Origin of the sequence: Staphylococcus petrasii (assembly GCF_002902565.1) — a bacterium.
In the GTDB taxonomy this organism is placed as follows: domain Bacteria; phylum Bacillota; class Bacilli; order Staphylococcales; family Staphylococcaceae; genus Staphylococcus; species Staphylococcus petrasii.
Map to the genome: position 1 here is coordinate 1 of NZ_PPRC01000056.1, position 14390 is coordinate 14390.

Annotated in this window: 11 protein-coding genes; 1 reads left to right on the plus strand and 10 read right to left on the minus strand. The window is 32.8% G+C overall.

What is annotated here, in order from left to right; genetic code table 11:
- Nucleotides 1-244: 244 nt before the first annotated feature.
- From CD127_RS08915 to CD127_RS08955, 9 genes are all read right to left on the minus strand, one after another.
- Nucleotides 245-1336 carry a bifunctional 3-deoxy-7-phosphoheptulonate synthase/chorismate mutase gene (locus tag CD127_RS08915; protein ID WP_103298312.1) on the minus strand — a complete coding sequence of 364 codons (1092 nt, stop codon included), beginning with the start codon at nt 1334-1336 and terminating at the stop codon, nt 245-247.
- A 231-nt stretch (nt 1337-1567) separates the two neighbouring features.
- Nucleotides 1568-3940 (minus strand): RHS repeat domain-containing protein, encoded by a 2373-nt coding sequence (locus CD127_RS12850; protein WP_160148973.1) that lies wholly within the window; start codon nt 3938-3940, stop codon nt 1568-1570.
- Between the two features lie 75 nt (nt 3941-4015).
- Nucleotides 4016-4531, minus strand: a complete 516-nt coding sequence (locus tag CD127_RS08925; protein ID WP_103298311.1) for a DUF948 domain-containing protein — start codon at nt 4529-4531, stop codon at nt 4016-4018.
- A gap of 75 nt (nt 4532-4606) precedes the next feature.
- Complete coding sequence (gene murC, locus CD127_RS08930) at nt 4607-5920, minus strand: UDP-N-acetylmuramate--L-alanine ligase (RefSeq protein ID WP_103366451.1); 1314 nt, start codon at nt 5918-5920, stop codon at nt 4607-4609.
- A 21-nt stretch (nt 5921-5941) separates the two neighbouring features.
- On the minus strand, nt 5942-9871 hold the full coding sequence (locus tag CD127_RS08935) for a DNA translocase FtsK (protein WP_103366452.1): 3930 nt from the start codon (nt 9869-9871) through the stop codon (nt 5942-5944).
- Between the two features lie 20 nt (nt 9872-9891).
- On the minus strand, nt 9892-10488 hold the full coding sequence (ytpR, locus tag CD127_RS08940) for a YtpR family tRNA-binding protein (protein ID WP_103366453.1): 597 nt from the start codon (nt 10486-10488) through the stop codon (nt 9892-9894).
- Nucleotides 10489-10500: 12 nt separating this feature from the next.
- Nucleotides 10501-11361: a DUF1444 domain-containing protein gene (locus CD127_RS08945; protein ID WP_103366454.1), complete on the minus strand. Its 861-nt coding sequence runs from the start codon at nt 11359-11361 to the stop codon at nt 10501-10503.
- A 135-nt stretch (nt 11362-11496) separates the two neighbouring features.
- Nucleotides 11497-11811 carry a thioredoxin family protein gene (locus CD127_RS08950; protein ID WP_334311118.1) on the minus strand — a complete coding sequence of 105 codons (315 nt, stop codon included), beginning with the start codon at nt 11809-11811 and terminating at the stop codon, nt 11497-11499.
- Between the two features lie 13 nt (nt 11812-11824).
- Nucleotides 11825-12904, minus strand: coding sequence for a M42 family metallopeptidase (locus tag CD127_RS08955; RefSeq protein ID WP_169926756.1), 1080 nt, complete (start codon nt 12902-12904; stop codon nt 11825-11827).
- 76 nt (nt 12905-12980) lie between these two features.
- Here CD127_RS08955 and CD127_RS08960 point away from each other — a divergent pair, with 76 nt between their 5' ends.
- Nucleotides 12981-13301 carry a PepSY domain-containing protein gene (locus CD127_RS08960; protein WP_380493182.1) on the plus strand — a complete coding sequence of 107 codons (321 nt, stop codon included), beginning with the start codon at nt 12981-12983 and terminating at the stop codon, nt 13299-13301.
- Between the two features lie 130 nt (nt 13302-13431).
- Here CD127_RS08960 and CD127_RS08965 read toward each other — a convergent pair whose 3' ends face one another.
- On the minus strand, nt 13432-14253 hold the full coding sequence (locus tag CD127_RS08965) for a YtnP family quorum-quenching lactonase (protein ID WP_103366456.1): 822 nt from the start codon (nt 14251-14253) through the stop codon (nt 13432-13434).
- Between the last annotated feature and the right edge of the window lie 137 nt (nt 14254-14390).

Below are 14390 nucleotides of genomic sequence, written 5' to 3' on the forward strand. Positions count from 1 at the left end.
TATTTATTCACATTTATGTCATAATTTAATATTAAAATAGTTAATACGCTATATTAATACATTCATAAAAGTCTTTTTTTCATAAAATATTTAATATTTTTTCGACTTAATTCCTTTTAGTCGAAATTTAAAATAAATAAAGCTATCCATTTTTAACTCGAAAGTAATATTATAAAATACTTACTTTTCATAGTAAAATGAATAGCTTAAACTATTTAAAATATTTTATTTTAATAACTTAATTTTATTTAAGTTGTTTAGAATTATACATTTCAGCAAGTGGTTTTAATTCATTATAGAATTTATCAAATTCATTTAAATCCATTTGTTGGCCACTGTCACTAAGCGCTACTGATGGATCAGGATGAACTTCTGCCATAACACCATCTGCCCCTACTGCTAAAGCAGCTTTTGCTGTAGGTAACATGATATCTTTACGTCCAGTACTATGTGTAACGTCAACCATAACTGGTAAATGAGTGCCTTGTTTTAAGATAGGTACTGCAGAGATATCAAGTGTGTTACGTGTCGCTTTCTCATATGTGCGGATACCACGTTCACATAAGATAATATTCTTGTTACCTTGTGAAGCAATATATTCTGCAGCAAATGTAAATTCTTCAATTGTAGCTGATAATCCACGTTTTAATAAAATTGGTTTATTAGTTCGTCCAGCTTCTTTTAATAGTTCGAAATTTTGCATATTACGTGCACCAATTTGGAAAACATCTAAATATTGATCTGCAATTTCAAAATCAGCAGGATTAACAATTTCACTAACTACATTAAGGCCAAATTTATCTTTAACATTTTTTAATATTTTAAGACCTTCTACACCTAATCCTTGGAAGTCATATGGAGAAGTACGAGGTTTAAATGCGCCACCTCTAATAAATTTTTCGCCTTTAGCTTGTAAGTCTTTAGCGACTGCATCTACTTGTTCTTGAGATTCTACTGAACATGGACCAAAAACGAATGATTTATTACCATCACCAATAATACCGCCATTATCAAATTTAACTATAGTATCCTCAGGTTTTAATTTACGTGAAACATATAAATGTTTTTCATTTTCAGATTTTTGTAAATCTGTAGATGCTTTAAAGATTTCTTTAAATAATTGTTTAATAACATTATCATCGAAAGGTCCTTGGTTACGGTCCATCAATTGATTAATCATTTCTTTTTCACGTTGAGGGTCATATACTTTTGTACCTTGTTTAATTTTTTCCTCACCGATTTTTTTCGCTAGTTCTCCCCTTTTAGATAATAACTCTAAAATTTGATAGTTAATCGAAACGATCTCTTCTCTGTATTGTTCTAACTTAGTTGACATTCTTACTCACCTCAATAAAATTCCTTACTTATATATTACTTTAAAGCGATAAAATAATAGTATTTAATTAGAATTCTAACAATTAGATGTCAGTTGTTCAACCGTATTGATAAATAAATTGTCTAAAATTTGTGAATTGCCAAACATTTATATTACCTATCATACCTATGAAGAACAAAAAGAGCAATGCAAATTGAATTTGCATTGCTCTTTTGCACCATACTTTAATGATTAGTCATTAAAAGTACGTTTATCTATTTTACTTTTAGCTTTTTCGCTTCTTTGTTGTTGTTTAGGTGTTTTATTATTTTGTGCCTTGTTATTTTGTTTTTTATTGTTCTGTTTTTTATTGTTCTGTTTTTTGTTATTTTGTTTTTTTGCACCGTTAGATTTTTTATCTGTATCGTGCGTAATAACACCTTTGTCGAATTTAGCTGAAGCATGGCTTTGGTTATTTTTTAAATGTGCTTCATCTCTATTGAATTTTTTAGTTACTAACATAGGAATCTTATTATTTTTTGATTTAGCAACGGGTGCTTCAGCTAATAATTCTTTTGTCTTTTTCGCTACATTTTTATCGTTAGCTAATTTTTCTTTTTTAGAGTTAGCCGCTTTAGCTAATTTTTCAGCTGATGATAAATTGTTTGTAGCTTGTGTATTTGTAACTGAAGGGCTAGATAAATTATTTTCAGCAGCCTCTTCTTTAACAGCACTTTGTTGTGCAGCAAGTTCTTCAGCAGTTACTTTATCATTAGATTCAGTTTCTGCTTTTGCTTCTTGAATTTCTTGCGCTTGTGGTGATTGGTCTGCTAAATCATTTGATGTCTCTGCTTTAATCGCATTTTGTTGTGCAGTTAATTCTGTTGCACTTGCGTTTTCTTGTGCTTTGTCTGACTTAGCTTCTGCTTTCGCTTCTTGGATTTCTTGCGCTTGTGGTGATTGATCTGCTAAATCATTTGATGTCTCTGCTTTTATTGCATTTTGTTGTGCAGTTAATTCTGTTGCACTTACATTTTCTTGTGTTTTATCTGATTTAGCTTCTGCTTTCGCTTCTTGAATTTCTTGTGCTTGTGGTGATTGGTCTGCTAAATCATTTGATGTCTCTGCTTTAATTGCGTTTTGTTGTGCTGCTAATTCTGTTGCAGTTGCGTTTTCTTCTGTTTTGTCTGATTTAGCTTCTGCTTTCGCTTCTTGAATTTCTTGTGCTTGTGGTGACTGATCTGCTAAATCATTTGATGTCTCTGCTTTAATCGCGTTTTGTTGTGCAACAATTTCTTCTGCACTATTACTTTCATTATTTCTTTGATGAGATTCTTCATTCATAGCATCAACTTTAGCATCTTGGATTTCTTGCGCTTGTGGTGATTGGTCTGCTAAATCATTTGATGTCTCTGCTTTAATCGCATTTTGTTGTGCTCTCAACTCATCTGAAGTGATATTAGAATTTTTTCTATTTTTGAAGTCATCAATTTTTTGTTTTACATTATCAATATTTTCTTCAGCTTGACGTCTGATTTGATGATAATTATCTTTAAACTCTTGCTCTTTAGCTTTAGCTTGATCAATTTTATCTTGAGCTTTTGATTTAGTTAATAAGCCAATAGCAGAACCGATTAAAGCACCTGTAATAAAGCTTACAACAAAGTCTTTTCTTGAATTTTTAGTATTGTAAGTATACTGATGACGAGAATTTGAAGTAACCTGACTATTTTGATTTCTTCCTCTATTATGCAAGTCTTTACCAGTATTATTAGTTTCAAATGCATCTCTATCATAGTGTTTTGTCGCATTTGTATATTGTGCGTTTTCTTGTTGGTTAGCACCTTGGTTACGTAAATCATTGCCTGTATTGTATGATTCAAATGCATCACGATTATAGTGTCTTGTTGCGTTTGTTTGTGCTACATCATCTTGTTGATTTGCACCACGGCCATGTAAATCATTACCTGTGTTGTTTGTTTCAAACGCATCTCTATCGTAATGTTTTGTTGCATTTGTTTGTGCTACATCGTCTTGTTGATTAGCGCCACGACCATGTAAGTCGTTACCTGTGTTATTTGTTTCAAACGCATCTCTATCGTAATGTTTTGTTGCATTTGTTTGTGCTACATCATCTTGTTGATTTGCACCACGACCATGTAAGTCATTGCCTGAATTATTTGTTTCAAATGCATCTCTATCATAATGTTTTGTTGCATTTGTGTGTGCTACATCATCTTGTTGGTTAGCGCCTCGGCCATGTAAGTCGTTACCTGTGTTGTTTGTTTCAAACGCATCTCTATCGTAATGTTTCGTTGCATTTGATTGTGCTGCATCACTTTGTTGGTTAGCACCTTGACCATGTAAGTCGTTGCCTGTGTTATTTGTTTCAAATGCGTCTCTATCATAATGTTTAGTCGCATTTGATTGCGCTGCATCATCTTGCTGGTTAGCACCTTGACCATGTAAGTCGTTGCCTGAATTATTTGTTTCAAATGCATCTCTGTCGTAATGTTTCGTCGCGTTTGTTTGCGCTACATCATCTTGTTGATTGGCACCTTGGCCATGTAAGTCATTACCTGAGTTATGTTTTTCAAACGCATCGCGATTATATTTCTTACTCATGCTAATTCCTCCTATAAGAAATGCACTTAAACAAGTACAAACCTCATTTAAGTGCATTTGATTGAATCATATTAATTAAAAGTTTTTCTCAACGTTTGTAGTGTAATTTTCATTTGAATGATTTGCATGGTTTGCATCATTAGCTACAGAGTTTGCTCTGTAGTTTGCACTTCCTCTACGGTAGTGTCTATTTTGCCATTTGTCAGCAATTTCCATTGCAACATTTGACCATTGAACTACTTGAGAAATTTTATCTTCATTTTGAGAAATGTTATGTGTAATTGAGTTAGTTACACGGTCAACTGAACTATTTAAAGTTTGAACTGAGTCGCCAATGCCTTTTACGCCATCAACAACAGAGTTTAAACGTTCAACTTTGCCTTGAATATCTTCAGTTAAGCGATTTGCTTTGTGAAGTAAATCAGTTGATTCACGAGTGATACCTTGAACTTGACCTTCAACACCATCTAGTGTTTTAGCCACATGATCTAAATTCTTTTTAACTGAAATTAAAACTACAACAATTCCAATACATAAAATTAAGAATGCAATTGCAGCGATAATTCCAGCAATTGGTAAAATCCAATCCATTTAAAACGCCTCCTAATTACTTTTAAAATAAAAGTCATTAATTATTAATACCCAACATAATTATATATAAACATATTAAAATTCATTTGTGATGCCAATTTTTTCTTCATAAGCGCGTTGAAGCTTTTGAATGTCCCCTGCGCCCATAAATAAAATTACAGCATCTTTAAATTCTTCTAATACGTCAATATTATTTTCATCGATTAATGCAGATCCGTCAATACGGTTTATTAAATCTTGGATAGTTAATTCTCCAGTATTTTCTCGAATAGAACCAAATATTTCACATAAAAATACATGGTCAGCTTTGCTTAATGATTCAGCGAATTCATTTAAGAAAGCTTGTGTTCTTGAAAATGTGTGTGGCTGAAATACTGCAACGATTTCTTTGTTAGGATATTTTTTTCGTGCTGTTTCAATTGTAGCACTAATTTCTCTAGGATGGTGAGCATAATCGTCTACTAATACTTGTTTAGCAACATTTGTTTCATTAAAGCGACGTTTTACACCGCCAAAAGTTTCTAATGCCTCTTTAATGTTATTCACGTTCATTTTTTCTAAATAACTAATAGTGATAACTGCAAGCGCATTTTGAATGTTATGGTCTCCATATTGAGGCGTTAAGAATTGGTCGTAATATTCGCCATTGATATATACGTCAAATTGCGTACCTTTATCAGTAATTTGAATATTGTTTGCGTATACATCATCGTTTTTACTTAAACCGTAGTAATAAATTGGAACATCCGCTTCTAATTTTCTTAAGTGCTCATCGTCTCCCCAAGCAATAATGGCTTTTTTTACATTACGTGCCATGTTTTGGAAAGCATCAGCTACATCATCAATATCTTTGAAATAATCTGGATGATCGAAATCAATATTAGTCATAATGGCATAATCTGGGTGGTAACTTAAGAAGTGACGACGGTATTCACATGCTTCAAATGCAAAGTAATCACTTGCAGGTAATCCCATACCAGTACCATCACCAATTAAGAATGATGTTTTTTTATCACCGTTCATTACATGAGATAATAAACCTGTAGTAGATGTTTTACCATGAGCACCTGTTACAGCTACAGATGTGTATTGACTAATCACTTGACCTAAAAAGTCATGATATTTAATAACATCTAATTTTAAATCATGGGCTTTAACGATTTCTTCATGTGTATCTGGAAACGCATTACCTTGTATTACTACCATGCCTTCTTTAATGTTATCAGCACTAAATGGAAGAATTTTAATTCCTTTATTTTTTAATGCTACTTCTGTAAATACATAATTTTCAATATCTGACCCTTGCACTTCATGACCTAAATCATGCATGATTTGTGCTAAAGAACTCATTCCTGAGCCTTTAATACCAACAAAATGATAATGCGTCATAACCATAAAACTCCTTTTAAATTAATCTTTCTTTAAATCTTCTTCTGTAATATATACATCTCTTGGTTTAGAACCATTAGCGCCAGAAATATAATTCAATTGTTCTAACTGGTCTACGATTCTAGCTGCACGATTGTATCCAATTTGAAAATGTCTTTGAATTAAGGAAGTAGAAATATGTCCTTCTTTAACCATGAATTCACATACATCATCAAATAGTTCATCTTGAGCTTGTGTTTGATTCTTTTTCAGTAATTCTTTTTCTTCAAATAAATAATTCGGCTCTCTTTGCGCTTTAATGAAATCAACTACTTCATCGATTTCATCATCAGACACAAATGTACCTTGAACACGTATAGGTTTATTCATACCACTGCCTAAGTAAAGCATGTCGCCATAACCTAGCAATCGTTCTGCGCCACCACTATCTAAAATAGTACGTGAATCTACGCTTGATGACACCATAAACGCGATACGTGTAGGAATGTTAGCTTTAATTAATCCTGTAATGACATTCACAGACGGTCTTTGAGTTGCGACAAGCATATGAATACCACATGCACGTGCTTTTTGAGCAATTCTTGCGATAGATTGTTCAACTTCTTGGGGTGCCATCATCATTAAATCAGCTAACTCATCAATAACAATAACAATTTTTGGCATTCTTTGCTCATATGACGCTTTTTTATTGAAAGCTGTAATATTTCTAACATGGTATTGCGCAAATAGTTTATAACGACGTTCCATTTCTTCTACAGCCCATTTTAAGCTTTGAGTGGCTGCTTTGACATCCGTGATAACTGGTGACACTAAGTGTGGTAAATCATTATATGGTGCCAATTCAACCATTTTCGGATCAATTAATAATAATCTTAATTCTTCAGGATGGTTCTTATACAGTAGTGACATTAAGATACTATTAATGCAAACAGATTTACCTGAACCTGTAGCCCCCGCAATAAGCGCGTGAGGTGTCTTAGCAATGTCCATAAGCAATGGATCATTATTAATGCGATTACCCATTGCTACAGTCAATTTAGATTCAGCATTTTTAAATTCTTCTGTTTCTAAAATGGATTTCAAATTAACTTTAGTTGGATTTTGGTTAGGTACCTCAATACCGACTAAACTTGTACCAGGAATAGGCGCTTCAATTCTAATATCTTTTGCTGCTAACGCCATTTTAATGTCATCTTGTAATGCGGTAATTCTAGAAACCTTAACACCTTTTTCAACCGCTAATTCAAATCGAGTAACACTTGGCCCTTCTGTAACATTTTGAACTTCAGCAGGCACATTGAAATAATAGAATGCATCATTTAATTCTTGTTTTTTCTCTTCAATCCAAGCTTCATCAATTTCATGAGTTTCAGGGTTCTCTAATAAATCTAAGCTTGGCAATTTAATGTTTGGGCCGTTTCGAATCGCAGGTTTGGAAGCTTCAGTTTCAGTAGAATTCGCTTGATTACCCTCTTCAGTAGTTCCACTCACTTCATTTGAAGTCGTTTTGTTTGAAGTCACTGCATTGCTTTCTTTTTGAACTGTAGATTCTTGGTTTGCAGGACTTTCCGTTGAAAATACCTCTTCAGTAGTGTTATCCACACTATGATTACTAGCTACTTCTTGATGGCTGCTAGATGATGTCTCAGAATGGTCTGATTCAACATGATTTTCACTATTCAACTGATTATCTGCTTGTTGGTCAGCAATTTGATTATTATTAGAGACTGACTTTTCTACTTTACCTTCATTGTTTGTCGCTGTAGAAGAAGCATTGTTTTCTTCTTTATTAGCTTTCGTCTCTGGTTTTAATTCAGGTACAGATACTTTATGTGATTTCTTTTTAAAAGCATCCATCATGCGTTTTTTGTCAGACGGCGTCATGACTACGTTAAACGGTTTGCTACCAGGCTTAATTGAGTCTTTAAGCGATTTTTTAGGTTGCTCAACCTGATTTTTATCACTATTTTGATGCTCATTTATTGTTGTTTCATTAGCTTTAGTGTCATCAACATCAGAAGTGTTATTATCTTCTAAATCTTGTGCTGTTACTTGAGAATTGTCATCTGAGTTATTATCTTCACCAGATAAATCATTCACTTCATTTTCTTTTATATCTGTATGTTGATGAGGTTTCGTTGCATATTCCGTTTCTGATTCAACCGCATGTTGAACGAAATCATTCGTTTCATTTTGCGTTTGAGTTGAAGGTGAGTGATTTTCACTTATGCTTGAACCATCTTGAGATATAGAAGTATCTGTCGATTTTTCAGCTAAATTATCTTCCTCTTGCGCTTCATGAGAATCATCATGCGCATTATCAAGTTCACGATAATTCGCCTCATCTACAGTTGTTCCATCACTTTCATCTGTATTATTCTCTTCATAATCTTCAATGTTATCATGACCGTTATCGTCTTCATTTGAAGCACTATCAATATGCTCGTCACTCTCATTATCAACAAATGTTGGCTCTTTGTCAGAAATTAGTTGAGTAGAGTCATCCACCTGTTGTACTGAAGCCTCTTCTGGTTCAAGTTGTTTTTTATCTTCTTGAGCATTTTCGACTTTCACATCTTCATCTTTCACTTGTTGAACGCTTGGAACTTGATTTAAATCTATTTCCTCATAATTATACGGTGATGATTCTGTTAGCTCCTCAACTTGTTGTTGCTCATTATCTTCAGGATCTTCTTTTGAAGATTGTGATTCGCGAGAAATTTCATGAGACGCCGCTTCACTAGCAGAATCTTTATCATTTTCATTTGCTAAAGATGAATGATCTGTAGCTTCGCCGAATGATGAATCGTCCAGAGAACTTTCTCCTGTATATTGCTTAGCTTGTTGCGCATACATTTCGTCAATTGCTTTTTGAATATCATCATCTTCATTATTCGTTTGTTGACGCTTATTTTGTAAAGCTTCTTTAAACTTACGTTTTTGTTGCGCTTTACGTTCTCTTTCTTTTCTAATTTCTTCAACAATTTGTGATGCATAAATATTTTCGATATTAATAGTATTATCTTTTTGAGAATAATTAGGTGTTTTTTCATACGAAGAACTAGCCTGTTTACTTTCAGCATTACTCATTTCATTATCAGAAGCTTCATTCACTGAAGTATGTTTTTCTTCTACTTTTGAAGCACTCATATTATTATTTTTTGAAAATGTTTCTTCAGATTTTTCTTCATTATGAGAAACACGTTCTGCAGTTTTAGCATAATCTTTAGTTGAATCAGCTTTATTATCCTCTGAATCTTCCGCAGGCGGTATCACGCCATTTCTTATAGGACGACGTTTTTTAGTACCAAAAATAGCAGAAGGTACTTCAGAAGTTTTAAAGCTCGACTTATGATATGTAGATTGAGGACGCGTATTATAACTTGATTTAAAACGCTCTGATTGCAATTTAACACGCTCATGATCATTTGAATTTCGATGAGACGTAGAGTATTTACTTCTTTGTGAATTCACTTGATTAGAACTTGATTGAGTGGAAGCATTTTCGCGTCTATGCGAAGGTCTTTCTTTAATTGAAGGTATACCAGTATCATCATGATTGGTATGATTTCTTCTACGACGTCTTCTCGTATCTTGAGCGCTATCATAAGCTTGAGTTTGTTCAGAAGCTTGATTAAAGTCATCATAATGATATGAACCATAATCGTATAAATCTTCGTTATTATATGAAACATCGTTATGATAGGCTTCTTCATTTTCATTGCTATTTTCTTGATAAATAGCATCTTCAGCCTCATCAGTATCTCTACCAACATCTATTGGGAAACGAAATTTACCTTTTGGTCGGTCATAAATATCATCATTTTCAGGAAGTAATGCATTATCATCATTCATTTGTGTTTTTGAGTCCTGACGACGTTTGTTTTTACGTCTTAATAATTCTTCATTCGAATTATTATCATTGCCAAATAATTCATCAAACCAACTCATACACTCACATCCTTCCTATTTTAATCAAAAAATGCTTGACCGACTTCATAATCGTCTGATAATACCATGATACCTTTTTCTTGAGGCGCATTTGGCAAGTTTAATTCTTTCATAGAACATACCATGCCACTTGAAGCAACACCACGTAATTCAGCGTCTTTAATAACCATACCACTTGGCATAACAGCGCCTACTTTAGCTACAACTACTTTTTGTCCTGCTTCTACATTCGGTGCACCACATACAATTTGTAAGTTTTCGTTTCCTACGTTAACTTTTAAAATACTTAATTTATCTGCATTAGGATGTTTATCTTTAGTTTCAACATATCCTACGACAAATTTAGGTGATAAATCTGCATCTAATTTATAATCTACATTTGATTTATCGATTGCTTGTTGCAATGCATCAACTAATTCTGGCGTTAATTTGATATGACCATTTTCTTGAATATTAAAGTAGTTAGAGAATCCAAAAATATTGAAACCGACTACTTTATCTCCGTCTTTGATAACAACGATGTCATCTTGTTTGTCATATTCAAATGGACCATTAGTAGGTTCAATTTGTAGGAATGCTACGTCCCCTACCCCTTCTTTATTATAAAATAAATTCATTGTAACTCTCCTCTATTTATCTTTATTATTAAACTTTTTACGATTTGCTTCCAAACGTTGAATAACATTTGGATCGCGTTTTTGTTTATTATTTTTACCTAAAATAAATATAGGTTCAAAATGTCCTTTTTCATAACCAAAAGATAATGATGTGATAGGAACTAATCCTTTAGTGAAAAATTCCATAGTTAAATGTGCCATCACGTCATATCCTGTTTTATTGCGAATATCTGCAATAATTAAAACATCTTGGTGTGGAACAGCTACTAACATTTCACCTTCACATTGACTATAAATATCGTCTAAAAATTTAGTATTTAAAATACGACTTGCATCATATCCATCATTAGAATTCACGAAATAAAAGATATTTCCTTTAACTTCGTCTGTTTTATATTTATTTTGTAATTTACGAATATTAAATAAAGACATTTCTTTAACTTGCTGTTCTGTTAAACCTAACTGTTCTAGCATACTTTCGTCAATCAAACGATAAGATTTACCTAAATCCAGTGCGTAGTAAATGTTAGTTTCTGCAGTATGCTTTTCAATAATAAACGGATGACCTTCTTTAGTTTTTTTATCGAAACTTGCTGAACGAATGACTGGCATAATTTGGATATCTTGCATTTTATCAAGACTATCATCATCCATTTGAGCAATTGCTTCTTCGACATAATAAACAATTTCATCCACTATTTTTTCTTTTTGTTCTTCATACTTGGCAACAATCGCATTTAATTTGATTGTGACGCCTTTATGATTGTCTTGTCTATAAATACGTAACGTTTCTTCTTCGCGGTCGAACTTAAAGTCGACATCTAAGCTACTCAAACGTTGTTTAATTTTATCTCTCATTTGAAAGACATTCATTATTAACACTCCTATTTCGCACCTTATAATATTTTACAATAAATAAGTACCTAATTACAGAGAAATCAAAGTATTACTTAAATAGAATTCTATTTTTTCACTTAAAATGAGGCACAAATTCTCTATTATGAAATATTACTTGTACTGGCTTAAAAATTCATCAATTTGTTCAATAGATTTACGTTCTTTTCCAATATAGCTTCCTACTAATTCGCCTTGTTTAAAGACTAAAAAGCTTGGAATACCCATAATATCATTTTCAATAGCTAAATCGATGAATTCATCTCTATCTACTGATACAAATTTAAAATCTGTATATTTTTCTTCAAGTTTTGGTAAATCTGGTTCAATTACTCGACAGTCCGGACACCATCCTGCAGTAAATTCAAAGACAGTATTTTCTTTTTTCAATTCTTCAAATTGTTGTTCAGATTCTAATTTAATCATTATATCTCTCCTTATATTAATCTTGATATTGTAATTGTTTTATTGTTTGAACATCTAAATTTAAAATAGCTTGTTGCAGTAATTCACGTGCTGAATAATAATCTCTAATATCGAATACTGCATCTGTACTATGAATATATCTTGCACAGACGCCTATCACAGCAGTTGGTACACCTTGGTTTGCTTTATGGATTTCTCCCCCATCAGTGCCACCTGGTGAAATATAATATTGATGATTAATGTTATGTTCTTTAGTTAAATCTAATAAATAATTCTTGAAGTTAGGTTGAAGAATCATCGTACCATCTTTAATACGGATGAGCGTACCTCCACCTAATTCGCCAGAAAGCTGTTGCACTCCTTTAATATCATTCGCTGGAGAGCAATCCACTACAAATGCAACATCAGGTTGAATCATTTCTGTCGCTGCTTTTGCCCCTCTTAAACCTACTTCTTCTTGGACATTGGCACCAACATATAAATCGACATCCAACTCGACATCTTTTAACAATTCTAATATCTCTATTGCAATGACACAACCATATCGATTATCCCATGCTTTCGCGCTAAATCGATGCTCTGATAATTGAGTGAAAGGAGTATAAGGTACGATTGTATCCCCTATTTCAATTCCGCGCTCGCGTACTTCCTCTGCGCTTTCTGCACCAATATCTAACATTAAATCTTTAATCTCAGGCACCGCTTCATTACCTGTTCTAAAATGTTTTGGGATATTTGAAACTACCCCAATAATGTGTTCGCCATTTCTATTTTTAACTTGCAAGCGTTGACCTTGCCATATATCGTTAGCCACGCCACCAAGATTTGTAAATTGAATCATGCCATTAGAAGTAATATGCGTAATCATAAATCCAATTTCATCCATATGCGCAGCAATCATCACGCGTTTTGCATTCTCTTTTTTAGATTTCTTTACTCCATAGAAACCACCCATGTGATTAGTTATAAATTCATCTACATAAGGTTCCATTTCTTGTTTCATATATGCACGCACGTCGTCTTCAAAGCCAGGCGCGCCATGCAGTTCCGTTAATGTTTGAATTCTTTTCAATGTTTTGTCGTTTTGCATTACCATAACACGCTCCTTAAATGTATTATATCATTTTGAATATGGTAAACTAATGATACGAACTAATTAAGAGAGGTAAGAAATTATGACACGTCAAACTATTAAATTCATCACAATTCCTGTAGTACTAACAGTTGGAGTGTCTACAGCAATTTTGTTTTATTATCTTTTTGAAAATAAAAAAGTCAAACAGCCAAGTAAAGTTTTAGACGAAGCAAAATCTTATTTCATGAACATAAGAGGCTCATACATTCTACATGAAGCGTATGTTGATAATGATAAATATCCTAATCGTTTAATTTATCAAGGTGGCATCACGCAAGATAAGCATAATAAAATTATAGAATATATCTTCTATGCTGATGCTTACACTGGCGAAATATTAACTATTGAAGAATTGTAAAATACAATATATAAAATGAGTAGCATAGAACCTCTTAATATAGAGATTTCTATGCTACTATAATTTAAACTAGCGGACGCTTTAATACTCTTTTAATTTAACCTTACATAATTCCATCTTTTCCATCATTTTATCTTTCAATTTTCTCTTTTATTGTTTTTCCATCATTTTCATATTTAACAGCGAAATATTTATTATCATGATAGTATAAAAACCAATAATCATTTCTTATAAAATAAGGAATTAATCTCTCTTTTTCGCGAATAGATTGCATTGGATAATCATCGTAAGCACACACCCATAAAGGATTGTTATGCGCGTGTGTTGGGAAGATATCTGACATATGCACGGCTTTTTCCTCATTACTCTCAATTATCACAATAGATTGTCCATAACTATGACCACCAGTATGCATCATTTTAACACCAGGATAGACCTCGATTTCTTTATCAAATAACAACATATTCTCTTCATATGTGCCACGATTTTTCTTCCAATATGTGGCTTGACTACGAATATTCGGACTAATAAATTCATGCCATTCGTCCTGTTGGATATAATGTAGCGCATTTTTGAAGACGGCGTTACCTTCAACGTCAGTTAGACCAGTCGCATGATCAAAATGCATGTGCGTCATTAATACGATATCGATATCATCCACACTTAATCCATGATCCTTAAGTTCCTCATCTATCTTACTTTCATAATCAACGGCATAATTTCTCAGTTGCTTTTCACTTAATTTACCATTACCTATTCCAGCATCCACTAGAATATTTTTATCTCCAGTTTCAATTAATATCGGATAAGTTAAATTCGGTACTTGGTTTTTATCATTCACGTCATACTTTTTGGACCATAATGGCTTAGGCACTACGCCAAATATCGCGCCTCCATCCATTTTAGTCGTACCACCATTTAAATAATTAACATTAAATTTTCCTAATTTCATATTTCATTTCCCCTTCTCTTTTTTGAAAATAAAATATTTATACCTTCTAAACAAAGAATTATTAAACATCAATATTTACTTATTTGTATAGCCATTTCGACCTAAATTCAATCATTTAAAACAAAAAAATATCGCAC